Here is a 24,822-nt window from a genome sequence, read left to right on the forward strand (position 1 = left end):
GGAGGGTCGGACGGCCGGCGGCACGGCGCCGGCCGGTCGCGACGGAATCAGAGGGCGCGCAGGCGCGGCGCGAGGTCGCGCTCGAACGCGTCGAAGAAGCGCTGCTGGTCGTCGCCCGGCGCGTGGAACACGAGGTGGTTGAAGCCCGCATCGACGTAGGGCTTGATCTGGGCGACCGTCTCGTCCGGGTCCGAGCCGACGATCCAGCGCTTGGCGACCTGCTCGATCGGCAGCTCGTCGGCGGCGCGCTCCATGTCGACCGGGTCGGTCAGCGAGTGCTTCTGCTCGGGAGTGAGCGAGAGCGGTGCCCAGAAGCGGGTGTTCTCGAGCGCGAGCGCCGGGTCGGGGTCGTAGGAGAGCTTGATCTCGATCATCCGGTCGAGCGCGGCGGAGTCGCGTCCGCCCGCCGCGATGCCCTCCTCCACAGCGGGGAGCAGCTTCTCGGTGTAGAGCTCCATGCCCTTGCCCGAGGTGCAGATGAAGCCGTCGCCCGCGCGGCCGGCGTACTTGGCGACGACGGGTCCGCCCGCGGCGATGTAGACCGGGACGCCGTTCTCGGGCTTGTCGTAGATGGACGCCTCGTGGGTGGAGTAGTACTCGCCGTCGAAGGAGACGCGGTCCCCGGCCCAGAGGGCGCGCATGAGGCGCACGGCCTCGCGCAGCCGGGCGAAGCGCTCCTTGAAGTCGGGCCAGCTCTGCTCGCCCGCGCCCTGGTAGCCGGTGGCGACCTCGTTCAGCGCCTCGCCGGTACCCACGCCGAGCATGATGCGGTCTTGGTAGAGCACGCCGAGCGTGCCGAACGCCTGCGCGATGACGGCGGGGTTGTAGCGGTAGTGCGGCGTCATCACCGACGTGCCGAGCCGGATGGTCGAGGTGCGCTCGCCGGCCGCGGCGAGCCAGGCGAGCGAGAACGGCGCGTGGCCGCCGGTGTGGCGCCAGGGCTGGAAGTGGTCGGAGACCACCGCACTCTCGAAGCCGTGCCGCTCGGCGCCGACGGCCAGCTCCACGAGCTCGCGCGCCCCGAACTGCTCCGCCGATGCCTTGTACCCGAGCGTGATCGTCATAGTGCCGCCTTCGTCAGAGGGAGGGGACCGCTCCGGACACCGGGCGGTCCCTCCATTCTGCGCCCGCGCGGGCGGCGATCGGGACGCTCAGGCGGACGCGGCGGAGATGTTGACCATCCAGTGCACGCCGAACCGGTCCGTCAGCATCCCGAAGCGGTCGCCCCAGGGCGACGTGGTCAGCGGCTCCTGGACCGAGCCGCCGGCGGCGAGACCCTCCCAGTAGCCGCCGAGCTCGGCGTCGTCGTCGCCGAAGAGCGCGACGGTGATGCGCGCGCCCTCCTCGAACGTCATCGAGCCCGGAGTGTCGGACGCCATCAGGATCAGCCCGTTCGGCGTGACCAGCTGCGAGTGCATGATCAGGTCCTGCTCGGCCGGATCCTCGCTCGCGTGGAAGTCCGCGAAGGTGCTGGACTGCAGCTCCCCGCCGAAGACCGAGTGGTAGAACTCCATCGCCTCGCGAGCGTTGTCGCGGAAGCCGATGTAGGGGCTGAGACTCGTGGACATGACGGCGCCTTCCTGTCGAGGAGGGCCCAGTATCGACCCGCCGGCGACCCCGCTGCAACGGCCGCCCTCCTGCTGATCGCCCAGTCCGCGCAGCGGGCGTCCCCCTGCTGATCGAGTAGTCCGCGGAGCGGGCGTCCCCCTGCTGATCGAGTAGTCCGCGGAGCGGGCGTCCCCCTGCTGATCGAGTAGCCCGCGCAGCGGGCGACCACATGCTGATCGAGTAGCCCGCGCAGCGGGCGTATCGAGATCCACGCGTCCGGCAGGGGTGGATCTCGATACGCCGCCTGCGGCGGCTACTCGACCAGCATGAATGCCGCCACCTTCTGCTGATCGTCCCCACATGCTGACCGAGCAGCCCGCGGAGCGGGCGTATCGAGATCCACCGGCGTCAGAACCCGAGTCTGCAGACCCGCCCTGCTGAGGACGGCGGGTCTCGATACGCCCCCGCGGGCCACTCGACCAGCATGGAGGGCCGCCGCCGCGTCCTCTGCCTCATCACCGAGACGCGAAGCGGTTCAGCCGCCTCAACGACCGCCGCGGCGGCGCCGACACGACCGCACGCGGGAGGCATCGACGTAGAGAGCCAGTTCCGCTGCATCGACCTGACCGAAACCCGCGTCGTTCGCGACCAATCCGTTCGCGCCGACGTAGGCGGCAGTGGCGGCATGAGCGGCGTCGTAGGACGCCAAGCCGTAGGCGGTCATGGTCGTCAGGACGAGGTCGGCGACCTCGTCGAGCTCGACCCGAAGATGGGGCACCGTCGTCAGCAGGTCACCCCAGGCGTCGAAGAGCTCCTTGCAGAGCCGACCGGCACGACGGCGGACTCGGCCGTCGGCGCGAAGTCGAGGCCACGCCTTCGCTCCGTGCTGCTCCTTGACGGCGATCTTGAACGCGATCTCGGCCAGCTCCAGCTCCAGCAGCCGGTTGTAGAAGACCGTGGAGTTGTTCTCCACCAGATCCAGCATGAAGCCGAGACTCGCGGCATGAAGGGGCTCGGTGGTGACCAGGACGTTCACCACGAAGGACGTGTCCAGTGCGACTTCAGCGGGAAGAACGAGCGCGGGATCCTCGTACGAGTACACGTTGCGAGGGAGCGCCGGTCGACCCGCGGGCACCTACTCGGCCCTGCGGCCGCGAGCCGCTTCCGTCGCCGCGTTCCTGCCCTCGGAAACAGCGAGTCGCCCCGACGCCGCCGCTCGAGCGACGATGCGCCCGCTCGCAGCGGATGCGGCGGCGCGACGCTGGGACGACGTCCCAGACGGTCTCACGATGCGCGACGCCTTGGCGCTCTCGCTCAACCGGTGGGGGGACATGGCGAAATCGTACGCCAATGGCCTCGTCCGGCACCGAAGTGTTCAAGGACGCAGGGAGCGGTGTCGTGGGACGACGTGAGCCCGGGCCCGGCGGCCCCGCGCGTCCCCTACAACTCCGCGCGGGTCGGGGGGTTCGCGCCCGAGCGGGAGGTGGTGATGCCGGCGACGCGGGCGGCCCAGTGGCCGATCGCGCGCAGGGAGGGCTCGTCGAGGAGCAGGCCGTTCGGGGCGCCGAGACCCTGGCGGAACGCCTCGTCGAGGATCGCGCCCATCGCCGAGTCGCCCGCGCCGATGGTGTCGGCGACGACGATGCGGGCGGCCGGGACGGTGGCCCGGGCGACGGCGGAGGCGAGCAGCAGGCCCTCGCCGCCGCGGGTCACGACGGCGAGCCGGGCGCCCAGCTCCAGCAGGCGGGTCAGCACCTCGTCGAGCTGCATCGTCGGGTAGAGCCACTCCGCGTCCTCGTCGCTGAGCTTGACGATCTCGCAGGCCGCGGCGACGCGCTCGAAGCGGGACAGTGCGTCGTTGTGCTCGCCGACGAGGGCGGGGCGGATGTTCGCGTCGACGCTCGCGGTGACGCCGGCCGGCAGTGCCTCGAGCAGCTCGACGATCGCGGAGCCTCCCGGCTCGAGGTAGACCGCGATCGAGCCGGTGTGCACGTGGGTCGCGCTCGAGGGATCGGCGGCCGGCGGGTTCCAGGACAGATCGAAGTCGTACTCGGCGGAGCCGTCCTCCTGCAGGCGGGCCCGGGCGGTCGAGGTGCGCGCGGCGTCGCCGTGCAGCACGGTGACGCCGGAGGCACCCAGGTGCTCGGCGATGCGGCGGCCGCGCGCGTCGTCGGCGATGTCGGTGACGAGGGTCGCCTCGCGGCCGAGGCGGGCGAGGGTGAGCGCGACGTTCGCGGGCGAGCCGCCCACGTGCTCGGTGCTCTCGCCGTCGCGCTCGACGATGTCGATCAGGGCTTCGCCGATGACGAGGATGCGGGGCGCCGCGTTGTCGCGGACGTCGGTGGAGGACATCCCGCCATCATGCCGGTCCGCAGGCCGTCGTCGCGAGACCTCCCGCGCGCTCACACTCCGGCACGGACGTCGGCCAGCACCTCGTCGACGGTCGTCAGGGTGATCAGCGGCCCGAACAGCGCCATCGCGTCGAGCGCGCGGGCGTGGTCGGCCTCGGAGGCGCCCGCGCAGGCGTCGGTCACGATCCGGACCTGCACGCCGGCGTCGGCCGCGGCGAGCGCCGTCGCCAGCACGCAGCAGTCGGTCGAGACCCCGGTCAGCACCATCGAGCGGGAGTCGTCGAGCAGCGCCTCGAGCTCGGCGCCCCACTTGCCGAACGTCGGCGCGGTGATCGTGCGGTGCCCCTCGAAGCCGGGGACGAGCGCGTAGAGCGGATCCTCGTCCGGGACGAGCGCGAACGGCCAGTCCCGGTAGTAGGGGATCCAGGCGCCGCGGGGCTGGGGTGGGGCGACGAAGCGGGTGGTGACCACCCGCTCGCCGAAGTACGGGAGCAGCCGGGTCGTCCCCTCCGCCGCACGGTCGAACTCCTTCGACGCCCACGGCGAGGCCGCGTCGGCGAAGACGTGCTGCAGGTCGATCGCGACGAGCAGGCTCACGCGTCGGCCTCCTGGCGCCGCACTGCGGAGCGCGAGAGGACGAGCGTGCCGGCGAAGCCGATCACGAGGGCGACCAGCACGCCGAGGTTCGCCCCGGCCCATTCGCCGTCGCGCCCGCCGATCGGGCCGAGCAGGTAGCCCTCCCACTCGAAGCCGGGGGAGTAGTTGACGACGAGGCCCCAGCCGATCACGGCGCCGATCACCACGAGCAGCACCGGTGCGATCGAGACGCTGCCGTAGCGGCCGCGCGAGCTGTAGAGCGCCTCCTGGTCGTAGTCGCGGCGGCGGAGGATCAGGTCGGCCAGGAAGACGCCCAGCCAGCCCGCGATCGGCACGCCGAGGGTGATGAGGAAGCCCTGGAACGGGCCGAGGAAGTCGCCCGCGACGAAGACGACGTAGATCGCGCCGAGGACCATCAGCACGCCGTCGATGCCGGCGGCCACCGGCCGGGACACCTTGAGGCCGGTGCTGAGCAGCGCGAGACCCGAGGAGTAGATGTCCATCACCGCGCCGCCGATCAGCCCCAGCAGGGCGACCACGATGAAGGGGAGCAGGAACCAGGTCGGCAGGATGCTCGCGAGCGCGCCGATCGGGTCGGCCGCGATCGCGTCGGACAGCTCCGTCGAGGAGGCGGCGAGCAGCAGCCCGACGACCACGAGCACGACGGGCGCGACGGCACCGCCGATCGTGGTCCAGCCGATGACCCCGGCGGTGCCGGCGGTGCGCGGGAGGTAGCGCGAGTAGTCGGCCGCCGCATTCACCCAGCCCAGCCCGAAGCCGGTCATCATGAAGACGAGTCCGCCGATCACGGCTCCGGCCGAGCCCGAGGGCAGACTGCCGACGGCGGCGAGGTCGATGCGGTCGAGCACGAGCACGACGTAGACCACGGTCAGCACGGCGGTCGCGATCGTGATCGCGAGCTGGAGCCGCATGATCAGCCGGAAGCCGGCGATCCCGGCGATGACGATCAGCGCCGCGACGACGATCAGCGCGACGACCTTGGTCAGCACGCCGCCGTCCCAGCCGAACTCCTCGAAGACGGTCGCCGTCGCCAGCACGGCGAGCGAGGCGAGCACCGTCTCCCAGCCCACCGTGAGCAGCCAGGAGATCACCGCGATCAGGCGGTTGCCGTCGACGCCGAAGGAGGCGCGGCTGAGCACCATCGTCGGGGCCGAGCCGCGCTTGCCGGCGACCGCGACGAAGCCGCAGAAGAGGAAGGAGACGACGATCCCGATCACGGCGACCGCGGTCGCCTGCCAGAAGGACAGGCCGAAGCCGAGCAGGAACGAGCCGTAGCTCAGCCCCAGCACCGAGACGTTGGCCGCGAACCACGGCCAGAACAGGTCGCGGGGGCGACCGTGCCGCTCCGACTCCTGGATCGTGTCGAGACCGTTGAGCTCGATGCCGCCGGCGGGCCGGGTGGTCGGTTCGGGAGAGGTCATGACGTCCCTCGTTCTCGCGCGGAAGGCCCGGGCGAACGCCGGATCCTGTCGAATGTAGTGCAGGATCGGCGCCCGATCGCGGCGGGCCCGAAGACCGGTGGACGGCTCCGCGAGGTCCGCTCCTGGGGAGGAGACCCGCGGTCCCGCCCGCTCAGTCCTCCGCGCGCTCCAGCAGCCCTCGCAGCGTCTCGAGGTCCGCCGCGACCCGGTCGCAGTCCTCGTCCCACTGCTCGAGCGTCATCCCGTCGTACCGGCGGACGGTGAAGGCGACCTCCGCGCCGTCGCCGTTGGCGAGGATCCGGAGCGGGTTGTCGAAGACCCGGCCGCCCTCGGTGATCACCCGGTGATCCGCCACGCCGTAGGGGTTCCGCGGCGCGAAGACGATCTCGACCCGGCCCATCGGCGAGTCGGCGAACCAGTGGCCGTCCACCTCCTCGACGGAGGCCTGCGCCAGCCCCGCCGCCCAGAGTGACAGGTTCGAGGGATCGACGACGAAGGAGTACACCTCGTCCGCCGGCGCGTCGATCACGACGCCGACCGGGCGCGACTCGTACAGGACCATCTCAGTCTCCCTCCGCGGCGAAGCTCGCCACCAGCAGTGCCGCGAGCGCGGTCCGCTCGAGCATCCCCTCGATGCTCACCGATTCTCCGCGAGCGTGCGCGCCCTCGCCAGGGGCGCCGAGTCCGTCGAGCACGGGGATCCCGAGCGCGGCGATCAGATTGCCGTCGCTGGCGCCGCCCACCGCCGTCTCGGTCAGCGGCAGATCCATCGTCTTCGCCACCCGCTCGGCCCGGCGGTAGAGCGCGCCGACGGCGGCCGTCCGCTCGAAGACGGGCCGCTGCCACGAGCCGCGGACCTCGATCCGGATCCGCGGGTCCGACGCCTCGAGCGCGTTCATCTCGGCCTCCACCCGCGCCGCCTCGGCCGCGCCGCGGATCCGCACCTCGAGCTCGAGCCGCACCTTCGCGGTCGTGACGTTCACCCGGCTGCCGCCCTTGACCACGCCGATGTTGACGGTCGTCCCCGCCTCGGGCCGGGCGATGCCGAGCACGCGCGGGATCAGCGCGCCGAGCTCGTGGATCGCGCTCGCCCCCTTCTCCGGCTCGACGCCCGCGTGCGCCTCGACTCCGACGATGTCCACCACGAAGTTGCCGATGCCCTTGCGCGCGGTCTTCACCGCGGTGCCGATCGCCCCCTCGAAGACGAGCGCCGCCTCCGCCCCGCGGCTCTGGTGCTCGAGGAAGCTGCGCGAGGTGAGGCTGCCGACCTCCTCGTCGCCGTTCATCACCAGCCGCACGGCCGGGTGCGCGAGTCGGGCGTGCCGCAGCGCCAGCACCAGCCAGACCATCTGCACGAGGCCGACCTTCATGTCGTAGCTGCCCGGGCCGCTGAGGCGGTCGCCGTCGATCGCGAACGGCCAGCCGCGGGTGGTGCCCAGCGGCCAGACGGTGTCGTAGTGCCCCACCAGCGCCACGAACGGGCGGGACCCTCGCGGTCCGCGCCCCGGGGCGCTGCCCGGGAACGTCCAGCTCGACGCGCTCGGGCAGTCCTGCTCGCGGAGGTGCTCGAGCTCGCCCGCGTGCCCGAGCCGCTCGCCGACCCAGTGCACGAGGAACGCGTGCAGCTCGTCGAGCGCCTCGAGCGAGTCGCTCGGGCTCTCCATCATCACGAGGTGGCGGACGTCGTCGAGGATGCGCGCGCGATGGTCGCGGAGGAAGGTGCGGACACGGGCGGCGTCGGCGGCATCGGGGAAGGTCACCGCTCCGGAGTACCAGAGTGCGGCGCCCCGCGCGAACCGGGGCCGCGAGTGAACCGGACGACGCCCCTCTACGTTGAAGGAGGAGAGGTGGAGATGTCCGAGGATCAGGCCGAGATGCTGCGTGCCCTGCACGACGAGCACTCGGCGGCGCTGTGGCGGTTCGTCCTCCGGCTCACGGGCGACCGCCAGCTGGCGGAGGACGTGGTGCAGGAGGCGCTGCTGCGCGCCTGGAAGCACCCGGAGATCCTGGCCCAGGGCGAGGCCGCGGCCCGCTCCTGGCTCTACACCGTCGCCCGCAACATCGTCATCGACGACCGCCGCAGCGCCCGGCACAACCGCGAGTTCGGCACCGACGAGGTGCCCGAGCGCGCGCACGGTGACCGCACCGACCAGGTGCTGGACGCCTGGCTGCTCTCGGAGGCGCTGAGCACCCTCAGCCACGACCACCGCGCGGTGATCGTGCACGCCTACTACGGCGGGCGCACGGTCAGCGAGATCGCCGGGCTGCTGGGCATCGCGCCCGGCACCGTCAAATCGCGGATGCACTACGGCATGCGGGCGCTGAAGCTCGCCCTGCAGGAGAAAGGCGTGACCGAACCGTGAGCACCGAGCAGCAGAGCGACGACGCCTTCCGCGACGACGCCTTCCGCGACTGGGACGCGGCGTACCTCCTCGGCGCGCTCTCGCCCGCCGACCGCCGCGCCTACGAGCAGCACCTGCGGGGCTGCCCGGGCTGCCGCGAGGCACTGGGCGAGTTCGTCGCGATCCCCGGCCTGCTCGCGCATCTGCCGCAGGAGGAGGGGCTCGCGCTGCTCGAGACGGAGCAGCGCGTCGAGGAGTCCGCCCCGCCCGCCCTGCTCGCGCACCTCGCCCGCGCGACCGACGCGCTCCGCCGCCGCACCCGCTTCCGCATCGCCGGCCTCGTGCTCGCTGCAGCCGGGGTCTCCGCGGCCGCCGCGATCGCCCTCCCGCTCGTGGTCGGCGCCCCGCCCACGGTGGTCGAGAACACGGTGGCGCTCGCCGCGGCCCCCGGCGTCCCGGTCGAGGCGTCGGTCCGCTTCGTTCCGGAGGCGTGGGGCACCCGGATCGACATGGACTGCAGCTGGGAGGAGAGCGGCGCGGCGACCGGGGGCGCGGCGTCCGTCGGCTACGTGATGTACGTGACCGACACGGCCGGCTCCACGGAGCCGATCGGCTCGTGGACGAGCACGCCCGGCTCGACGGTGGAGCCGAGCCTCTCGACCGGTCTGCCGCTGGCCGAGATCGCCTCGGTCGAGGTGCGCCTGCAGGGCTCCGAGCAGGTCGTCCTCACCGGCAGCCCCTGACGCGGGCCTCGACCCGGCACCGGCAGCCCCTGACGCGGGGTCCGGCGCCGACCCCGATCTCCCAGGTGCGGAGCCCCGGGACTGAGTAGCTTCTCAGTCATGACGATCGCGACCCTCGCCCTCGCCCCTGCCACCGTGACGGCGGCCTCCTCCACCGACAGCATCGACGAGCTCTCCGGTCTCGTCGGCGTCGCCGCCCGCGTGATCGCGGCACTCGGCGAGGCCGGTGTCGGTCTGCTGACGCTGATCGAGACGGTCTTCCCGCCGATCCCGAGCGAGCTGGTGCTGCCGCTGGCGGGCTTCCTCGCCCAGCAGGGGCGGATGAACCTGGTGCTCGTCGTGATCACCGCGACCCTCGGCGCCTACCTCGGCGGCCTGATCCTGTACTGGCTCGGCTACCGCATCGGCACGGAGCGCTCGATCCGCCTGCTGTCCAAGCTGCCCCTGGTCGACCGCGAGGACTTCGAGAAGGCCGTCGGCTGGTTCCGCCGCCACGGCACCTGGGCGGTCCTCTTCGGCCGGCTCATCCCCGGCGTCCGGAGTCTGATCTCGCTGCCCGCGGGCGCCGAGCGGATGAACCTGCTGCTGTTCTCGAGTCTGACGATCCTCGGCTCCGGCGTCTGGAACGGCCTGCTGATCGGCCTCGGCGCAGCGCTCGGCACCCAGTACGAGCTGGTCGACCAGTACGCGGGCGTGCTCGACGCGATCATCTACGGCGCGATCGGCGTGGTCGTGCTGCTGCTCGTCGTCCGCAGCGTCCGCCGCCACCGCGCCGCCCGCGGCACCGGGGCGCGCCGCCGGCACTGACCGGGGTCGCCGCCGCCGCAGGGTAGCGGGCGCGCGAGCCGAGCGCGACCGCCCCCGTGTCCCGCTCGCCGCGGGGCGGAAGTGCCCTAGCGTTCGAGGGGTCAGCCCCCGACGAGAGGACCCTCATGCCCGAGAACACGGCCGAGAACGCCGCCGCCGCGACTCCGTCTCCCGCCCTCTCCCGCACCGCCGTCGAGCGCAGCTGGATCATCGGCGTCTCGCTGATCGCCATCGCCCTCGGCGTGATCGCGGTGCTGATCCCCGGCCCTACCCTGCTCACCGTCGCGATCGTCTTCGGCATCCACCTGATCGCCGCCGGCGTCTTCCGGCTCCTGCTGGCCTTCACCGCCACGCGCCTGCAGAACCGGGTTCGCTGGCTCGCGGGCCTGCTCGGCGCCCTGATCCTGGTCGCCGGCATCCTCTGCCTGTCGAACCCGTTCGAGTCGCTGAGCATCCTCGGCCTCGTGATCGGCCTGGGCTGGATCCTCGACGGCGTCTCGAGCATCACCAGCGGCCGCACCGTCGCCGGCCCGGTGTGGCTGCCGATCGCCGCGGGCATCGCCTCGGTGATCGCGGGCCTGCTCACCGTCATCATGCCGGTGCTGGCGCTGTCCGCCTTCGTCACCGTCGCGGCGATCCTGCTGATCGTCGTCGGCGTCTCGGGCCTGCTGCTGCTGCCGGGCCGCACGAAGACCGCGCCGGAGACCGCCGAGGCGCGCTAGACGTTCCAGATGCCGAGGAGCTGCACCGGGATCGCGTAGGCGAACCAGGACAGGGGCGCGAGGATCCAGTTCGCGAGGATCCGCCGCCGGCCGTCCGCGTGCGCGAGCACCACGGCGACCTCGGAGCGGGCGATCCGCGGGGAGTACAGCAGGGGCGCGTTCGCGACGATCGACAGCAGCGCCCCGATGATCACCGGCCCGCCGGCGAGGACGAAGAGCCCCGGCTCGGTCTGCAGCGCGAACGCCGTCGCGACGATCAGCCAGATCGCGAGCAGGGTGGCGGCGGTGGCCCGGGTCGCCCGCTGGGAGAGGCTGCGGCCGGAGGCGATCACCGGGTCGAGCGGCTCCGACCGGTCCGCCCGCACGGCGCGCACGGCCCGGAGGCGGAGCACGACGGCGACGATCAGCGCGAGGACGGCGTAGGGCAGTCCCGCCCGCGTCAGTGCGATCGGCAGCCACGGAACGCTCAGGGCGAGGACGCTCCCGAAGAGGCCGCCGAGCACCAGCATCCCGACCGGGACGACGACCACCAGGCTGAGCGGGAAGCGCGGGGGCCCGTCGGACGTCGTGCGGGATCCTGCGCGCTCCGGCTCCCCTGACGGTCGCTCACCGGTCGCCTGCGCGGCGCGCTCGTGATCTCCGTCGTCCCCGACATCCGTGCTCCCGGCCCCCATGCCGTCGACCCTAGCCCGGCCCTCGATCCGCGGCGGGTCCGTGGCAGCATGGCGCCGTGACCGCCGCCGATCCCGCCGCCGAGCCCGACTCCGCCGTCGAGCCCGACCTCGTCCCCGAGCTCCTCGTCGAGGACCTCGAGCGCAGCCTCGCCTTCTGGTGCGGCCCCTGCGGCTTCGCGGTCCGCTACGCGCGGCCGGAGGAGGGCTTCGCGTACCTCGTCCGCGGCGGCGCCCACGTCATGCTCGACCGGATCGGCAGCACCCGCGACTGGATCACCGCGCCGCTGGAGCGCCCGCTCGGCCGCGGCGCGAACCTCCAGATCCGCGTCGACGACGCGGACGCCGTCGCGGCGGCCCTCGACGCGGCAGGAGTGCCCCTGTTCACCCCTGCCGAGACCCGCTGGTACCGCGCGGGGGAGGAGGAGGCGGGCGTCCGCCAGGTCCTCGTCACCGATCCCGACGGCTACCTCCTGCGCTTCCAATCCTCGCTCGGGCGACGCCGCGCGACGTGAGTCGAACGGCGCGCGCCATCATGCCAGCGGAGGACGCCGGAGACGGCCATCGCCTGGTTCCATCGGTTCCATGTCCACTCCGTCCACCGGCACCCTCGCGCTGCCGGCCACCGACCCGGCCGCCGCCGCGCCTCCCGCCGCGTTCACCGACGACGACGAGGTCCTCCGCCCGGCCGATCTCGTCACCGCGCTGACCGGCGTCGCCCTCGGCTTCTTCGCCCTCTTCGTCCACGGCCTCACGCAGTGGTCGTACGTCGGGCCCACCGTCGAGCGGGCGGGCGTGCTCGGCTGGCTCGCGCCGGCGCTGGTCGGGCTGATCTGCGTCCTCACGGCCGTGACCTCGGTGGCGGTCCGCGCCGCCCGCCGGGAGAGCCGCCGCGGGCCGTCCGCGCCGACCGGAGCCGCCTCGTGACCGCCGCGCCCGCCGTCCCGTCCACCGCGACCCCCGCCGTCGCCCTCGCGCAGGAGCTGCTCCTGCGCACCGGCTGCGCCCGCCCGGGACTGCCGTGGGTCCGTGAGAGCGCAGCGGGATCGGCGGTCGACCTGGCGGTCCTCGAGCGCGGCGCGCACCTGCTCGACCTCTCCGAGGAGGCGGTCGCCCGGATCGCGCTGTCGCTCGCCACCGGCCGCCCGGTCGACCTGCGCGCGGCGTTCGGGCACCTGACCCGCGACCACGCCGAGGCCGTCATGATCGCCGTGGCCGTCGCCGGCGGGCACGACCGCGTCGAGAGCCGCGTCGTCGTCGCGGACGGCGAGCGCCGCGTCGAGAGCGTGCCCCCGCTCGGCGTCTGGCCCGATCGCGGAGCGCGACCCGGCGACGAGGGGCTCGCTCGCGCCGCGGCCTGACCGACCCGCACGACCCCCAGACGCGGGTGACGCCTCGGTCGTCCGGCCGATCCGAGTCGCTACGGCCTTTCGCAGATCCCCGGCTTAGGGTGTCCGTGTGCAACGTGTCGACGATTTCCCAGGAGCCGGACCGGTGGCGACCTCCCCCGAGTCCGGTGACCCGCGCGAGGCGTCCGCCCTCCAGCTCCCCTCCAACGCCACCACGCCCGTCCAGGTGACGAGCGGCGAGGCCGGCTACCAGGGCGGCAACGCGGCCGACCCGGTCTGGCAGTCCTGGCGGGAGGAGCTCGCCAAGGTCGGCGGCCCCTCGCCGCTCCTGCACTTCGTCGACTCCCCGCGCACCCGCATCGAGCTGTCCACCACGCACCCGGGCGGGCTGCCCCCGTTCATCTCGGGCAAGACGACCCTGCTCTCCTCCCTCATCCGCGACGAGCTGGCGCTGCGCACCGCGAAGAACGCCGCCGCCGCCATCACCGACAAGGGGATCGAGCTGCGCTCGGTCCGCGGCATCGAGGGCGTGCACCTCGCGATCGGCCTCGCCCAGTGGCGTGCCGGCGAGACGGAGTTCACCGCCCCCGTCCTCCTGCGCCCGCTCGCGATCCGCCGCTACGGCCGCGACTTCGAGCTCAAGCTCAAGGGCCAGCCCTACTTCAACCCGCAGCTCGCCCGCGCGCTCAAGCAGCAGTTCGGCATCACGATCGACCCCGAGCAGTTCGTCGAGCTCGCGGTGCAGAGCGGCGTCTTCAAGCCGCAGCCGGTCATCGACCAGCTGCGCGGACTCACCTCGCACCTGCCCTGGTTCGCCGTGCACCCGCGCCTGGTGGTGTCGAGCTTCGCCGACGTCGCCGGCGACATGCTCCGCGACGCCCGGATGCTGGAGCACCCCGTCCTGGACGCGGTCGCCGGCAACCCGGCCGCCAAGCGCGCGCTGCAGCAGTCGCAGAAGGTGGCGTCGATCATCCCGCAGGACGAGCGTCCGCCGGCGACCGACAACCTCCTCCTGGACGCCGACGCCGAGCAGGAGCAGGTCATCGCGAACATCGCGGCCGGCAACTCGCTCGTCGTGAAGACGCTGCCCGGCACCGGCGGCACGCAGACGATCGTCAACGCGATCGGCGCGCTCGCCGCGCAGCACAAGCGCGTCCTCGTGGTCGGCGCCCGCCGCTCGAGCCTCGACAGCATCCATCAGCGGCTGCTCTCCGCCGGCCTCGGCGGCATCGCCGTCAGCCCGCGCACGCTCCGCCGCGACCTGATCCAGTCGATCGGCCGCAACGAGAAGGCCGCGCGCCCCTCCGTCAGCGAGATCGACGACGCGCTGCTGCGCCTGCGCAAGGTGCTGCTCGACTACCGCGGCGCCCTCTCGCGCCGCGACCCCAGCTTCGGCGTCTCCGCGCTGCAGGCCCTCGAGGAGCTGGCGCGCCTCTCGCAGCTGCGCACGCCCCCGTCGACCGCCGCCCGCCTCGACCGCCGCGCCGTCACCGCCCTCGCGCACAGCCGGCCCGAGGCGACCCGGATGCTGATCGAGTCGGCCCGCCTCGGCGAGTTCCGCTACGGACCGGGCGACTCGCCCTGGTACGGCGCGCAGTTCGACTCCACCGCCGACGCGGAGGCCGCGCACGAGCTGGCCAAGCGCCTGCACCTGCGCGACCTGCCGCGCCTGCTCGACCGCGCCCAGGACGTCATCGCGCAGACGCGCATGCGCCCGTTCGAGTCGGTCGCCGAGCTCGGCATCTACCTGCGCCTGCTGCAGGACGTCCGCGAGACGCTCGACAAGTTCCAGCCGGCCGTCTTCGACCGCTCGATCCAGGACCTCATCGTCGCCACCTCGCCGCGCCGCGAGGCCGCCGAGATGTCCTCGACGAACCGCCGCCGCCTGAAGAAGCTCGCCCGCGAGTACATGCGGCCCGGCGCGCACGTGACCGACCTCAACGCGTCGCTGCGCCGCGTGCAGCAGCAGCGCACGCTCTGGCAGCGCTACGCCGTCGCGGGCACCGTCCCCGAGGTGCCGGTCGGCGTGGCCGACGTGCAGGTCGCCTTCCAGCAGGTGTCCGACCAGCTCGGCCGGCTCGACGAGCCGCTCGGCCGGCGCGGGAGCAGCACGCCGCTGGCGTCCCTCCCGCTCGCCGAGCTCGTCTCGATGGTCTCCGGGCTCGCCGAGGACAGCGAGGTGCTCGCCAACCTGCAGGAGCGCACGACGCTGCTCTCGACGCTGCGCGAGTGGGGCCTGGACCCGCTGCTGACCGACCTCTCGCGCCGCCACGTGCCGGCCGAGCTGGTCGCGATCGAGCTCGACCTCGCCTGGTGGCGCTCGGCGCTCGAGATCATGCTGACCGACGAGCGCGCCCTGCTCGGCGGCAACACCAGCGTGCTCGACCGCCTCGAGGCCGACTTCAAGCTCGTCGACGAGGCCCACGCCGCCTCCAGCGCCGAGCTGCTCGCCTGGAAGCTCTCGGAGACCTGGAAGATCGGGCTCGTCGACTGGCAGCTCGAGCGCGACGCCCTGCGCGCGCTGCTCCGCTCCGAGGCCTCGACCACGCCTCAGGAGCTGCAGAAGGCTGCGCCGCACCTCTCCCGCGTGCTCGCTCCGGCCTGGCTCGCCTCGCCCTACGAGGTGCACCGCATCGGCACCGAGACCACCTTCGACGCGGTCTTCCTCGTCGACGCCGGCGCCACGACCCTCGCCGAGAACGTCGGAGCGATCCGCCGCGCCAAGCAGGTCGTCGCGTTCGGCGACCCGGTGACGCAGACGCCGACGCCGTTCTCGCTCCGGGTCGACGAGACCGTCGAGTTCGGCAGCGCCGCCTCGCGCACCGACGTCGAGGCCCTGCACGCGCAGTCGGCACTGGCCCGCCTCGGCGAGCTGCTCAACACCGTCACGCTCACCCGCAGCTACCGCGCGGGCGGCGAGGACCTCGCCGAGCTGGTGAACCGCCGCTTCTACGGCGGCCGGATCGACTCGCTGCCGTGGGCCGGCTCGTTCCTCGGGCACGACTCGCTCCGCTTCCACTACATCGCCAGCGGACACGGCATGCCGGAGAACGACTCCGGAGCGGTCGAGTCCGTCGACGCCGAGGTCGCGAAGGTGGTCGAGCTGGTGCTCGAGCACGCGGTCATCCGCCCGCGCGAGTCGCTGATGGTGATCACCGCGAGCCCGCGGCACGCCGTCCGGGTGCAGCAGGCCGTGCTCACCGCGTTCGCCAAGCGCGCCGATCTCAACGACTTCATCCTCGGCGACCGGCCCGAGCCGTTCGCGGTGGTGACGCTCGAGCAGTCGGTCGCGCAGAGCCGCGACCGGGTCATCTTCTCGATCGGCTACGGCCGCACCCCGCACGGGCGCTTGCTCTCCAACTTCGGTGCGCTGGCAGAGCCGGGCGGAGAGCGCCTGCTCGCCGTCGGCATGACCCGCGCCCGCCGCTCGATGGACATCGTCTCCTGCTTCCGCCCCGGCGACATCGACGAGTCGCGGATGCGCTACGGCATGGTCGCGCTCGCCCAGGTGCTCCAGGAGGCGGAGGACCGCGTCCAGCCGAGCGACCGCGACGACTACTCCGAGCCGATGCTGGTCGACCTGGCCGCGCGTCTCGAGCGCCGCGGACTGCGCGTCAACATCGGGCACAAGGGCAAGCTCGCGCTGGTCGCGGCGCACGGCACCCGCGCCGTCGTCGTCGAGACCGACCGCGACGTCAGCACGCAGAGCCTCCGGGTCTCGCTGCGGCTGCGCCCGGAGCTGCTGCGCCGCCTCGGCTGGCACTACCTCCGCGTGCACAACTTCGAGCTGTTCGCCGATCCCGAGGCCGTGGCCGCGCGGGTCGCCGGGCTGATCGGCGCCCCGCAGGACGAGACGTCGACCGGTCCGATCGAGGTGCCGGTGGGCGCCGGCGCGCCGATCGTCGAGGACGCCGCCCCGGCGTCGAACGAGACGCAGCCGATCACGCCCCTGCCCGCCGACTGAGCGTGCCCGAGGACTCCCGGGCCGCCGCGCCCGCCGGCGCCGACCGACCGCTCCGGCGCTCGCGCGGCGGCCGGCGGGCGACCCTGCCCGCGAAGCCGGGCACCGACCCTTCGCCGCACGACGCCGTCGTCCCCGACCCCGAGGCGCCCGCCCTGCGCCCCGACACGGGCCCGAACGACGCCCGCCTCCGCCAGGACGTCCCCCCGCACTACTGACCCCTCTCGCGAGATGCCACTTGTGCACGCTTTTCACGGCGTGTCGCGCGCACAAGTGGCATCTCGCGGGCCGCGGACGACGGCGGCCCACCGTGCCGGAGCACGATGGGCCGTCGTCGTCGCGGTAGCGGGTCAGCCGCAGGTGCGGGCCGCGTAGGGGGCCTTGACCGTCGAGGTGACGGACTTGCCACCGACCGTGGCGGTCGCCGTCACCGTCGCCTCGCCGGCCGCGAGCTGGGTGGCCCGGACGGTGAAGGCGGCGGAGGCGTTCGAGCCCGCCTTGACGCCGGCGAAGGACTTCGTGCCCGCCGTCGAGGTGACCGTGACGTCCATCGGGACGGTGTCGCCGTTGGTCGCGACGACCGTCAGCACCACCTTGCCGGCGACGCAGCGGGTGGTCGCCGCGGCCGTCAGCTTCAGCGATGACTGGACGGTGACCGTGGCGGTCACCGGCATCCGCGAGTCGTCCTGCGCCACTCCCCGCACCGTGAAGGTGCCGGCGGCGGCGTAGGAGGCGGGGGCGACGGCGTCCCAGGTCACGGCGACGGTGCGCTTCGCGCCGTCCGCCGTCGTGAGCTCCGCGCTCGGCAGCACCGGAGCGACACCGGCGGCGGTCGAGACCGCGACCGGAGCGACCGAGGTGACGGCGATCGCCGGGGCGTAGGCCTCGAGCATCCGCTGGTACTCGGCGCGGGTCACCGGGATGACCGTGCCGTGGCGGGGCTTGCCGCCGTCGGAGTTCTGCGGCAGGTTCTCCCGCAGCTTCGCACCGAGCGGCTGCCAGGCGTCGGCGGCCAGGTCGTCGGTGCCGAACGGGATGTAGTGGTTCGGTCCCGCGTGGTAGTCCGGCTGGTCGATGAAGAGGAACCAGTCGAGGCCGTTCACGTCGCCCTCGTTCGCGGGGAAGACGTTCGGGCCCTCACCGCTGGTGAAGGTGCCGTTCGGCTCGCCGTTGGGCAGGCCGGAGGCGACGCGCTCCTTGACCAGGGTCCACTCGTCCGCGGGTCCGGAGGTGCCGGGCAGTGAGCCGCTGACCGTGGCGAGCAGGTCGGTGCTCTTCTCCTCGCGGAGCGTCATCGACGCCTCGTCCTTGGTGAAGCGGTAGTAGGTGTCGCCGTCCTTCGCGATGGTCGAGTCGATCGTGCCGCGGCCGGTGCCGCGCTTGACGTCGATCCACGGCTTCGCCTCCGAGAAGGTGACGAAGTCGTCGGTGGTCGCGTACATCATCTGGTTGTAGGTGACGGCGGTGCGGTCGGCCGCGTTCGTCGTCGGGTACATGTTCGAGGCCCAGAAGACGACGTAGGTGTCGAGCTCGTCGTCCCAGTACGCCTCGGGGGCCCAGGTGTTGCCGGCGAAGTCGGTCGAGACCTTCACGTGGCGCTGCGCCGACCAGTTCACCAGGTCGGTCGACTCCCAGACCTCGATGTACTTCGAGCCCGACTTCTGCGCGGTGTCGAAGCCGCCGGCCAGGCCGTCGATCTTCAGGTCCGTCGCGAGCATGAAGAACTTGTCGCCCTCGTGCGAGCGGAGGATAAACGGGTCGCGCAGGCCCTTGGTGCCCTGGTCGGAGGTGAAGACGGGCTGTCCGCCGTTCAGGGTGTTCCAGTCGAGGGCGTCGTTCCCCTTCGAGGCGGCGAGGCTGACGCGCTCGGCGCCGGCGCCCTCCCCGGTGAAGAAGGCCCAGACGTAGGCCTCGGTGTCGTCCGTGCCCGTGGGCAGCGGCTGGAGGCGGAGGGTGAAGTCGCGGGTGCGCGTCACCGATCCGCTGGTCGCGGTCGCGCGGACCGTCACATCGACGGCCGGGCTGCCCGCGGCGGGGCGCTCGACGACGATCGTGCGGCTGTCGGCGGTGCTGCCGTCGCGGATCGTCGCGGCGCTCGAGCCGACGACGCTCCAGGCGATGGCCGAGCCGAGGGCGCCGCGGGTCGGCACCGAGATGTTGGTGCGGACGTCGCCGGCCTGGGCGACGGTCACGGCGTCGAGGTCGCGCTGGACCTTGTCGGCGTCGGCGAGCTGCGCGGTGACGAGCACCGGGTAGTCGACGGTGCGCGTGTCGCTGCCGGAGGTGAAGGTGGCGGTGAGCGTCACGGCGGCGTCGGGGGAGCCGGCGGCCGGTCGCGTGACGACGGCGTTGCCTCCGGAGACGGCGATGGCGGCGCTGCTCGAGCGCCAGGTCACGGCGACGCCGGCGCTGCTGGTGGGCAGCGCGAAGTCGGCGGTCGCGGTCGTCGGGATGCTGACGGAGGCGACGGCGCGGTCGATCGCCTGCGACGAGTAGAGCGCGGTGACGGCGTCGGCGGTGAGCGCACTGTCGTAGACCGCGAAGTCGTCGACGAGGCCGTTCCAGCCGGCGTCATTGTAGGTCGAGCGGCCGAGGTAGCCGACCAGCGAGGCGCCGAAGGACGAGACGTTGCGGGTGATCGCGTTCTGGCCGATCCGGGTGCCGTTGACGTAGACCGAGAGGGTGCCGTTGGTGCCGTCGATGACCGTCGTGTAGAGCGAGTAGCCGGCGGGGGTGCGCAGGCCGGTCGTGGCGGCGTTCGTCGAGCCGGGCCCGACCTCGGTGCTCCACGGGGCGCCGGCGTTCGTCGCGTTCGTGACGACCGACTTGACGAAGCCGGCCGGGTTCGTCGGGTTGAGCAGGTAGTAGCCGGAGGAGAAGGACGCGCCGGCCGCGACCGGGGCGCCGAGGAACGCGGCCGCGGTGTTCGCGGGTCCGGTCCGGTTCGACAGCCAGGTGGAGACCGTGAGGTCCTTCTTGCCGACCAGGCCCGCCGTCGGGATGTCGACGTAGGGGGCCGCGGCGGCGGAGCCGCCCGGCAGGCTGAGCGCGCCCGCGGCGACGGTGGCGCCGCTGCCGCGCAGGGTGCCGTTGTAGCCGTTGCCGCTGGTGTCGGCGACGGTCGTGCCGGTCGGCGCGGTGTCGAAGCTGTAGTGGAGCAGCGGCTGGGCCGTCGCTCCGGAGGCGGAGACCGGGAGGGCGGCTCCGAGCAGCGCGGTGGCTGCGATCGTCGTGGTCGCCAGAGCGGTCCGCAACGTCGATCGTGATCGTCTCATGCAGGATTCCTCGTCGTCGAGAGGGCGACGAGGCCGCGGGCCCTCGGGGGTGAGGGTGCCGGTGCTCCGTCGCACGGGTGGTGAGGAACCACACACTAAAGGCTCGCGAGGGCGACACGCGAGCACTTTGTTACCGTTAACAAGAATTGACACGGCGGACGCCGCGGGAGTGCGCTCCGGGGACATCGCCGGACGCGGTGAGGGGGCGGCGACCTCGCGATCGCCGCCCCCTCCGCCGTCAACACTGGTCAGTCGACGTGCTTGCCGGAGTTCGCGGTGGTCGCGGTGCCGCCGTTGGCGAGCAGGTCGCGGATGTCGGCGAGGAGCTCGAGCTCGGTGGGCGCCTTGTCCTCGGCGGCCGGGGCGTCGTCCATCTTCTTCTTGAACGCGGCGTTCTTGAGGTGGTTGATCGGCAGGACGAACGCGAAGTAGAGCACGAACGCGACGATCACGAACTGGATCAGGGCGGAGAGGACGCTGCCCCAGGCGATGACCGACGCCTCCTGGCCGTTGCCCTCGGGGCGGATCGTCCAGACGAGCGTCTCGAGCGAGGAGGCGTCGAAGATGACGCCGATGATCGGGTTGAAGATCCCGGTGACGATGGCGTTGACGATGGTGGTGAACGCGGCGCCGATGACCACGGCGACCGCCAGGTCGATGACGTTGCCGCGGAGGATGAACTCTTTGAAGCCGTTGATCATGATCTGTTCCGTTTCTTCGGGCGGGCGGAGTGAGGTGCGCGGAGGCGGTGTCGCTCCCGGGGGAGCGGCGGCCCTAGGGGGACGAGGAGGAGCCCGACCCGGAGGACGAGGGCTTGGAGGAGGAGGAGCCCGAGGAGCCGGAGCCGGAGCCGGATGTCGAGGACGAGGAGCCGGAGCCGGAGGATCCCGACCCCGAGGAGCCCGACGACGAGCCGGAGCCGCCCGAGGACGATCCGCCGGAGCCCGAGCCGGTCGAGGCGGGAGTGGACGACCCGCCGCCCGACTCGCCCTTCGACTCCTTCGAGCCGGAGCCGGACCCGGACCCCGAAGCGCGCGAGTCGGTCCGGTAGAAGCCCGACCCGTTGAAGGTCACGCCGACCGCGCTGAAGACCTTGCGCAGCGCGCCCTGGCAGCTCGGGCACTCCGTGAGGGTGTCGTCGGTGAATTTCTGCTGGATGTCGAAGGCGTTGCCGCACTGGGTGCAGCGGTAGGAGTAGGTGGGCACTGGTGCTCCTGAGGCGGGTGGCGGCGGGGGAGTGGGGGAAGAGGGGAGCGGGTCAGCGCGGGATGTCGACGATGCCCGAGGGGGTGACGACGCCGTCGACCGCCTGGTCGTGCACCTCGCTGGGCACGTGCTCGACGAACTCGCTGTCGAAGACCACGGCGTAGACCGGCGGGCACTTCTCCATCGAGCCGAGCGTCTTGTCGAAGTAGCCGCGGCCCCAGCCCATCCGCATGCCCGAGCGGTCGACGGTGGCGGCGGGGACGATGATCAGGTCGACGTCGTTGATCGCGATCGGGCCGAGCAGCTGACCGACCGGCTCCGGCATGCCGAAGAGGCCCTGGGTCTCGGTGTGGCCGTCGCCGACTGCCCAGTCGAGCAGGCCGTCCTGGCGGGAGATGGGGAAGAGGACCCGGATCCCGCGACTCTCGGCCCAGCCGAGGAACGGGCGGGTGCTCGGCTCGTCCGGCGCCGAGAGGTAGCAGGCGATCGACCGTGCGCCGACCCGGGTCGCCAGCTCCTCGAGGTGCTCGGTGAGGTGCAGGGTGGCCTGCTCGCGGGCGGTCGCGGTCTGCGTGCGTCGGCGCTCACGGAGCTCGGCGCGCAGCGCCCGCTTCTCGTGGGTGATGTCGGCTGGCATGCGGCCCAGTCTAGATCCGGGGTGTCGGACGGCTTTCGCGGCCGGAACGGCGATCCTGAAGAGGGACGGATGACGATCGCGAGGAGTGCAGCATCGCGATCGTGAGGAGTCCTGCGGTGGCTCTGTCCACGAGCGGGGTACACGGCGGTCAAGCCCCTCTCCGGGCCGAAACGTGCCCGACCACGGCCGCCGCTAGTATGGCGCCCCATGGGCACTCGAATCCGCAAAGCCGTCATCCCCGCCGCCGGTCTCGGCACCCGCTTCCTGCCGGCGACCAAGGCCATCCCCAAGGAGATGCTGCCCGTCGTCGACAAGCCGGCGATCCAGTACGTGGTCGAGGAGGCCGCGGACGCCGGACTCCAGGACGTCCTCGTCATCATCGGGCGCAACAAGAACGCGCTCGCCAACCACTTCGACTCGGTCCCCGAGCTCGAGCAGAACCTCGCCAAGAAGCTGGACGACGCCAAGCTGGCGCACGTGCAGTACGCGAGCGACCTCGCCGACGTGCACTTCGTCCGCCAGGGTGAGCCGAAGGGCCTCGGCCACGCCGTCTCGCGCGCGCAGCGCCACGTCGGCGACGAGCCGTTCGCCGTCCTCCTCGGCGACGACCTGATCGACGCGCGCGACCCGCTCCTCACCCGCATGATCGACGTGGCGGAGCAGCGCGACACCACGGTCGTCGCCCTCCTCGAGGTCGACCCCGACCAGATCCACCTCTACGGCTGCGCCGCGGTCGAGGCCACCGACGAGGACGACGTGGTGCGCATCACCGGTCTGGTCGAGAAGCCCTCCAAGGAGGACGCGCCCTCGAACCTGGCGATCATCGGCCGCTACGTCCTCAAGCCCGACGTCTTCGGCGTGCTCGAGCACACCGCGCCCGGCAAGGGCGGCGAGATTCAGCTGACCGACGCCCTCGAGCGCATGGCGCAGGACCCGGCCGAGTTCGGCGGCGTCTACGGCGTCGTCTTCCGCGGCCGTCGCTACGACACCGGCGACAAGCTCGACTACATCAAGGCGATCGTGCAGCTCGCCTCCGACCGCGAGGACCTCGGCGTCGACCTCAAGCCCTGGCTGAAGGACTTCGTCGCGGGCCTCTGAGCGAGGAGCCCGCGGGGCGGGCGCCCGTCCTTGAACGGGGCCCGCTGCGCGGGCGCTGCGCTTCGGGCGGCACGCTTCGGGGCCCCCGCATGCTGATCGAGTAGCTCGCGCAGCGGGCGTATCGAGATCCACCGTCGCCAGCAGCCGTGTATGCAGACCCGGTGCACTGGTGGACGTGGGTCTCGATACGCGCCTGCGGCGCTACTCGACCAGCATGCAGGCGGCTCCGGTCCCGAACGCCCCTGCCGCGTTCCGGCGCTCCGGTCCACCCCCTTCGACCGCCGCGACCGCGCAGTAGGGTCAGCACATGCCGCTGCCGATACCGACGCTCACCGAGGGTCGTGTCACCATCCGCCCGATCCGGGTCCGGGACGCCCGCCCCCTCGAGCGCGAGCTGATCGCGAACCGCGCCTGGCTGCGGCAGTGGGAGGCGTCCGACCCCCGCGGCGGCGCGGCCTTCGACGTCCGGGCCAGCATCCGCTCGCTGCAGCAGAACGCGCGCGCCGGCGGCGGCGTGCCGTTCCTGATCGACTGGGACGGTGAGCTGGCCGGTCAGCTCAACATCTCCAACATCGGCTACGGCTCCCTCTCCTCCGGCTCGATCGGCTACTGGGTCTCCGAGCGCTACGCCGGCCGCGGCATCACCCCGGTCTCCGTCGCGCTCGCCACCGACCACGCCTTCTTCGACCTGGGCCTGCACCGGATCGAGATCTGCATCCGCCCCGAGAACCGGCCGAGCCTGCGCGTGGTCGAAAAGCTCGGCTTCCGCTACGAGGGCCTGCGCCGCCGGTTCATCCACATCAACGGCGACTGGCGTGACCACTTCTGCTTCGCCCTCGTGGCGGAGGAGGTGCCGCGCGGTGTCCTGCGCCGCTACCTCGACGGCTCCGTGCCGAGCGACGTCGGCCTGCCGACCGACGCCGACCAGCGCGCGTCCCGCCGATCCGGGCTCTCCGGACCGCCCGACGGCGCCGGTGTCCCCCCGACGGGGAGCCGATTGATCCGCGATCCGCACGGACACACCTACCCGTAATGACGGACGGGAGCGCCCCGTGCTCCTAGCGTTGGTCGCATGAGTAGCGACTGGCTGGGTGGGGGCGTCGTCTGGGCGCTCGCCGCCGTTCTGTGGGTCGCCTACCTCATCCCCGCGTGGATGCGCCGGCGGTCGTTCTACGCGACCGAGCGCAACGCGGTGAGGCTCCAGCAGACCCTGCGGATCCTCGCCGAGACCGCCGAGGTGCCCGAGCACGTGCGTGCGGAGGCGACGGCCCGCGAGGTCGCGCTGCAGCAGCGCACCCTCCGGGCGACCGAGACCAAACAACGAGCCGAAGAGAAGGCACAGGCGATGGAGCTGGCACAGGCGGAGAAGGCGGCGCGCGAAGCGCTGCGGCGGGCGTCCGCGAGCACGCGGCAGAGCACGCGGACGGCTCCTGGCGCGATGCGCTGGCGTCAGGGCGCGGCGCTGACGGTGCTGATCGGCCTCGTCGTCGCCCTCGTCGGGCTGGTCATGCTGCCGTTCGGCGGTGCGGGCGTCGTTCCGCTGGTCGGCGTACTGCTGCTGGCCGCGGGTCTGGGGACCCTGATCCTGCTCGCTCCGGGCCGGCAGCGCAGCGCCGCGCCCGCCGCGGTCTCGACCAGCACCGCCGAGGTGGCCCGCCGCCGCGCCGAGGTCTTCGAGGCCGAGCTCGCCGAGGAGGACGCCGCCCCCGAAGAGGAGGCCGCCGCCGCCGAGGAGACACGCTGGACGCCGCAGCCGCTGCCCAAGCCCCTCTACCTGTCCCGCGGCACCGTCGCGGCCAGCGCCATGGCCTCGATCGACGCCGTGGAGCGCCTCCGCGCCGCCGCCGCGGACGCCGAGATCGCCCAGCGCGCCGCTGCTGCGGCCCCCGAGGTTGCGCCGATCCGCTCGCCCCGCGCGACCGGCCCGGTCCCCGTCCCCGAGGCGCCCCGCCCGTCCTCCCGCTTCGCCTCGATGGGCGTCGTCGAGGGCGTCGACGCGATCGACCTCGACCAGGCCCTGCAGCGCCGCCGCGGAGCCTGACCGGTCCTCCGCCCCTCGGCCACGTGCTAATG

The 24,822-nt window shown here is 72.7% G+C and carries 25 protein-coding genes; 12 read left to right on the plus strand and 13 right to left on the minus strand.

Annotated elements, in window-relative coordinates:
* Positions 1-47 precede the first annotated feature (47 nt).
* From fgd to EDF36_RS16705, 8 genes are all read right to left on the minus strand, one after another.
* The gene (gene fgd / locus EDF36_RS16670) at positions 48-1,064 is read right to left on the minus strand and encodes a glucose-6-phosphate dehydrogenase (coenzyme-F420) (protein WP_123733844.1); all 1,017 of its coding nucleotides are present in this window, start codon (positions 1,062-1,064) and stop codon (positions 48-50) included.
* A gap of 87 nt (positions 1,065-1,151) precedes the next feature.
* Entirely contained in the window at positions 1,152-1,568 is a 417-nt protein-coding gene (locus tag EDF36_RS16675; protein WP_123733845.1) for a VOC family protein, read from the minus strand.
* A gap of 524 nt (positions 1,569-2,092) precedes the next feature.
* Entirely contained in the window at positions 2,093-2,683 is a 591-nt protein-coding gene (locus EDF36_RS16680; protein WP_123733846.1) for a PIN domain-containing protein, read from the minus strand.
* A gap of 305 nt (positions 2,684-2,988) precedes the next feature.
* Positions 2,989-3,900 carry a carbohydrate kinase gene (locus EDF36_RS16685; protein ID WP_123733847.1) on the minus strand — a complete coding sequence of 304 codons (912 nt, stop codon included), beginning with the start codon at positions 3,898-3,900 and terminating at the stop codon, positions 2,989-2,991.
* A 50-nt stretch (positions 3,901-3,950) separates the two neighbouring features.
* Complete coding sequence (locus tag EDF36_RS16690) at positions 3,951-4,496, minus strand: cysteine hydrolase family protein (RefSeq protein WP_260300757.1); 546 nt, start codon at positions 4,494-4,496, stop codon at positions 3,951-3,953.
* A complete protein-coding gene (locus tag EDF36_RS16695) occupies positions 4,493-5,938 on the minus strand; it encodes a cytosine permease (protein ID WP_123733849.1) in 1,446 nt (481 codons plus the stop codon). The genes EDF36_RS16690 and EDF36_RS16695 overlap by 4 nt, the downstream gene beginning before the upstream one ends.
* A gap of 151 nt (positions 5,939-6,089) precedes the next feature.
* Positions 6,090-6,500 carry an SRPBCC family protein gene (locus EDF36_RS16700; protein WP_123445222.1) on the minus strand — a complete coding sequence of 137 codons (411 nt, stop codon included), beginning with the start codon at positions 6,498-6,500 and terminating at the stop codon, positions 6,090-6,092.
* 1 nt (position 6,501) lies between these two features.
* Positions 6,502-7,698 (minus strand): M20/M25/M40 family metallo-hydrolase, encoded by a 1,197-nt coding sequence (locus EDF36_RS16705; RefSeq protein WP_221181681.1) that lies wholly within the window; start codon positions 7,696-7,698, stop codon positions 6,502-6,504.
* 93 nt (positions 7,699-7,791) lie between these two features.
* Here EDF36_RS16705 and EDF36_RS16710 point away from each other — a divergent pair, with 93 nt between their 5' ends.
* The 4 genes from EDF36_RS16710 to EDF36_RS16725 all read left to right on the plus strand — a co-directional run bounded on the left by EDF36_RS16710 (position 7,792) and on the right by EDF36_RS16725 (position 10,552).
* On the plus strand, positions 7,792-8,301 hold the full coding sequence (locus EDF36_RS16710; protein ID WP_123733921.1) for a sigma-70 family RNA polymerase sigma factor: 510 nt from the start codon (positions 7,792-7,794) through the stop codon (positions 8,299-8,301).
* Positions 8,298-9,023, plus strand: a complete 726-nt coding sequence (locus EDF36_RS16715; protein WP_123702458.1) for an anti-sigma factor — start codon at positions 8,298-8,300, stop codon at positions 9,021-9,023. The genes EDF36_RS16710 and EDF36_RS16715 overlap by 4 nt, the downstream gene beginning before the upstream one ends.
* Before the next feature lie 99 nt (positions 9,024-9,122).
* A complete protein-coding gene (locus tag EDF36_RS16720) occupies positions 9,123-9,830 on the plus strand; it encodes a DedA family protein (protein ID WP_123733850.1) in 708 nt (235 codons plus the stop codon).
* Positions 9,831-9,955: 125 nt separating this feature from the next.
* Complete coding sequence (locus EDF36_RS16725; RefSeq protein WP_123733851.1) at positions 9,956-10,552, plus strand: HdeD family acid-resistance protein; 597 nt, start codon at positions 9,956-9,958, stop codon at positions 10,550-10,552.
* Here the strand turns inward: EDF36_RS16725 and EDF36_RS16730 are convergent.
* On the minus strand, positions 10,549-11,226 hold the full coding sequence (locus EDF36_RS16730) for a hypothetical protein (protein ID WP_123733852.1): 678 nt from the start codon (positions 11,224-11,226) through the stop codon (positions 10,549-10,551). The genes EDF36_RS16725 and EDF36_RS16730 overlap by 4 nt on opposite strands.
* A gap of 56 nt (positions 11,227-11,282) precedes the next feature.
* Between EDF36_RS16730 and EDF36_RS16735 the strand changes: the two genes are divergently transcribed.
* From EDF36_RS16735 to EDF36_RS16755, 5 genes are all read left to right on the plus strand, one after another.
* Positions 11,283-11,738, plus strand: coding sequence for a VOC family protein (locus EDF36_RS16735; protein ID WP_123733853.1), 456 nt, complete (start codon positions 11,283-11,285; stop codon positions 11,736-11,738).
* Positions 11,739-11,808: 70 nt separating this feature from the next.
* A complete protein-coding gene (locus EDF36_RS16740; RefSeq protein WP_123733854.1) occupies positions 11,809-12,150 on the plus strand; it encodes a hypothetical protein in 342 nt (113 codons plus the stop codon).
* Complete coding sequence (locus EDF36_RS16745) at positions 12,147-12,584, plus strand: hypothetical protein (RefSeq protein ID WP_123733855.1); 438 nt, start codon at positions 12,147-12,149, stop codon at positions 12,582-12,584. The genes EDF36_RS16740 and EDF36_RS16745 overlap by 4 nt, the downstream gene beginning before the upstream one ends.
* Positions 12,585-12,717: 133 nt before the next feature.
* Positions 12,718-16,536: an ATP-binding protein gene (locus EDF36_RS16750; protein ID WP_372487843.1), complete on the plus strand. Its 3,819-nt coding sequence runs from the start codon at positions 12,718-12,720 to the stop codon at positions 16,534-16,536.
* Between the two features lie 2 nt (positions 16,537-16,538).
* Positions 16,539-16,751 (plus strand): hypothetical protein, encoded by a 213-nt coding sequence (locus EDF36_RS16755; RefSeq protein WP_123733856.1) that lies wholly within the window; start codon positions 16,539-16,541, stop codon positions 16,749-16,751.
* Between the two features lie 132 nt (positions 16,752-16,883).
* On the opposite strand, the gene EDF36_RS16760 is transcribed toward EDF36_RS16755, so the two are convergent.
* The 4 genes from EDF36_RS16760 to EDF36_RS16775 all read right to left on the minus strand — a co-directional run bounded on the left by EDF36_RS16760 (position 16,884) and on the right by EDF36_RS16775 (position 21,651).
* Positions 16,884-19,808 carry an immunoglobulin-like domain-containing protein gene (locus EDF36_RS16760; RefSeq protein ID WP_185020524.1) on the minus strand — a complete coding sequence of 975 codons (2,925 nt, stop codon included), beginning with the start codon at positions 19,806-19,808 and terminating at the stop codon, positions 16,884-16,886.
* A 248-nt stretch (positions 19,809-20,056) separates the two neighbouring features.
* Positions 20,057-20,509, minus strand: a complete 453-nt coding sequence (gene mscL / locus EDF36_RS16765) for a large conductance mechanosensitive channel protein MscL (RefSeq protein ID WP_185020085.1) — start codon at positions 20,507-20,509, stop codon at positions 20,057-20,059.
* Between the two features lie 73 nt (positions 20,510-20,582).
* Positions 20,583-21,014 carry an FmdB family zinc ribbon protein gene (locus EDF36_RS16770; RefSeq protein WP_123733858.1) on the minus strand — a complete coding sequence of 144 codons (432 nt, stop codon included), beginning with the start codon at positions 21,012-21,014 and terminating at the stop codon, positions 20,583-20,585.
* Positions 21,015-21,066: 52 nt separating this feature from the next.
* Positions 21,067-21,651, minus strand: coding sequence for a 5-formyltetrahydrofolate cyclo-ligase (locus EDF36_RS16775; protein ID WP_123445234.1), 585 nt, complete (start codon positions 21,649-21,651; stop codon positions 21,067-21,069).
* Positions 21,652-21,858: 207 nt separating this feature from the next.
* On the opposite strand from EDF36_RS16775, the gene galU reads away from it, so the two are divergent.
* From galU to EDF36_RS16790, 3 genes are all read left to right on the plus strand, one after another.
* The gene (gene galU, locus EDF36_RS16780) at positions 21,859-22,749 is read left to right on the plus strand and encodes a UTP--glucose-1-phosphate uridylyltransferase GalU (protein WP_123702478.1); all 891 of its coding nucleotides are present in this window, start codon (positions 21,859-21,861) and stop codon (positions 22,747-22,749) included.
* 307 nt (positions 22,750-23,056) lie between these two features.
* A complete protein-coding gene (locus EDF36_RS16785) occupies positions 23,057-23,782 on the plus strand; it encodes a GNAT family N-acetyltransferase (RefSeq protein WP_123733859.1) in 726 nt (241 codons plus the stop codon).
* A gap of 39 nt (positions 23,783-23,821) precedes the next feature.
* Complete coding sequence (locus EDF36_RS16790; RefSeq protein ID WP_123733860.1) at positions 23,822-24,790, plus strand: hypothetical protein; 969 nt, start codon at positions 23,822-23,824, stop codon at positions 24,788-24,790.
* The last annotated feature ends 32 nt before the right edge of the window (positions 24,791-24,822 follow it).

Origin of the sequence: Rathayibacter sp. PhB152, assembly GCF_003751395.1 — a bacterium.
Taxonomy (GTDB): Bacteria; Actinomycetota; Actinomycetes; order Actinomycetales; family Microbacteriaceae; genus Rathayibacter; species Rathayibacter festucae.

Bases quoted from the DNA above. Each gene is read 5' to 3' on its own strand.
- EDF36_RS16790 (WP_123733860.1), top strand. From the start codon at position 23,822: ATGAGTAGCGACTGGCTGGGTGGGGGCGTCGTCTGGGCGCTCGCCGCC.
- EDF36_RS16695 (WP_123733849.1), bottom strand. From the start codon at position 5,938: ATGACCTCTCCCGAACCGACCACCCGGCCCGCCGGCGGCATCGAGCTC.
- EDF36_RS16700 (WP_123445222.1), bottom strand. From the start codon at position 6,500: ATGGTCCTGTACGAGTCGCGCCCGGTCGGCGTCGTGATCGACGCGCCG.
- EDF36_RS16725 (WP_123733851.1), top strand. From the start codon at position 9,956: ATGCCCGAGAACACGGCCGAGAACGCCGCCGCCGCGACTCCGTCTCCC.
- EDF36_RS16730 (WP_123733852.1), bottom strand. From the start codon at position 11,226: ATGGGGGCCGGGAGCACGGATGTCGGGGACGACGGAGATCACGAGCGC.
- EDF36_RS16775 (WP_123445234.1), bottom strand. From the start codon at position 21,651: ATGCCAGCCGACATCACCCACGAGAAGCGGGCGCTGCGCGCCGAGCTC.
- EDF36_RS16740 (WP_123733854.1), top strand. From the start codon at position 11,809: ATGTCCACTCCGTCCACCGGCACCCTCGCGCTGCCGGCCACCGACCCG.
- EDF36_RS16675 (WP_123733845.1), bottom strand. From the start codon at position 1,568: ATGTCCACGAGTCTCAGCCCCTACATCGGCTTCCGCGACAACGCTCGC.
- mscL (WP_185020085.1), bottom strand. From the start codon at position 20,509: ATGATCAACGGCTTCAAAGAGTTCATCCTCCGCGGCAACGTCATCGAC.
- EDF36_RS16710 (WP_123733921.1), top strand. From the start codon at position 7,792: ATGTCCGAGGATCAGGCCGAGATGCTGCGTGCCCTGCACGACGAGCAC.
- fgd (WP_123733844.1), bottom strand. From the start codon at position 1,064: ATGACGATCACGCTCGGGTACAAGGCATCGGCGGAGCAGTTCGGGGCG.
- EDF36_RS16685 (WP_123733847.1), bottom strand. From the start codon at position 3,900: ATGTCCTCCACCGACGTCCGCGACAACGCGGCGCCCCGCATCCTCGTC.
- EDF36_RS16720 (WP_123733850.1), top strand. From the start codon at position 9,123: ATGACGATCGCGACCCTCGCCCTCGCCCCTGCCACCGTGACGGCGGCC.
- EDF36_RS16785 (WP_123733859.1), top strand. From the start codon at position 23,057: ATGCCGCTGCCGATACCGACGCTCACCGAGGGTCGTGTCACCATCCGC.
- EDF36_RS16760 (WP_185020524.1), bottom strand. From the start codon at position 19,808: ATGAGACGATCACGATCGACGTTGCGGACCGCTCTGGCGACCACGACG.
- galU (WP_123702478.1), top strand. From the start codon at position 21,859: ATGGGCACTCGAATCCGCAAAGCCGTCATCCCCGCCGCCGGTCTCGGC.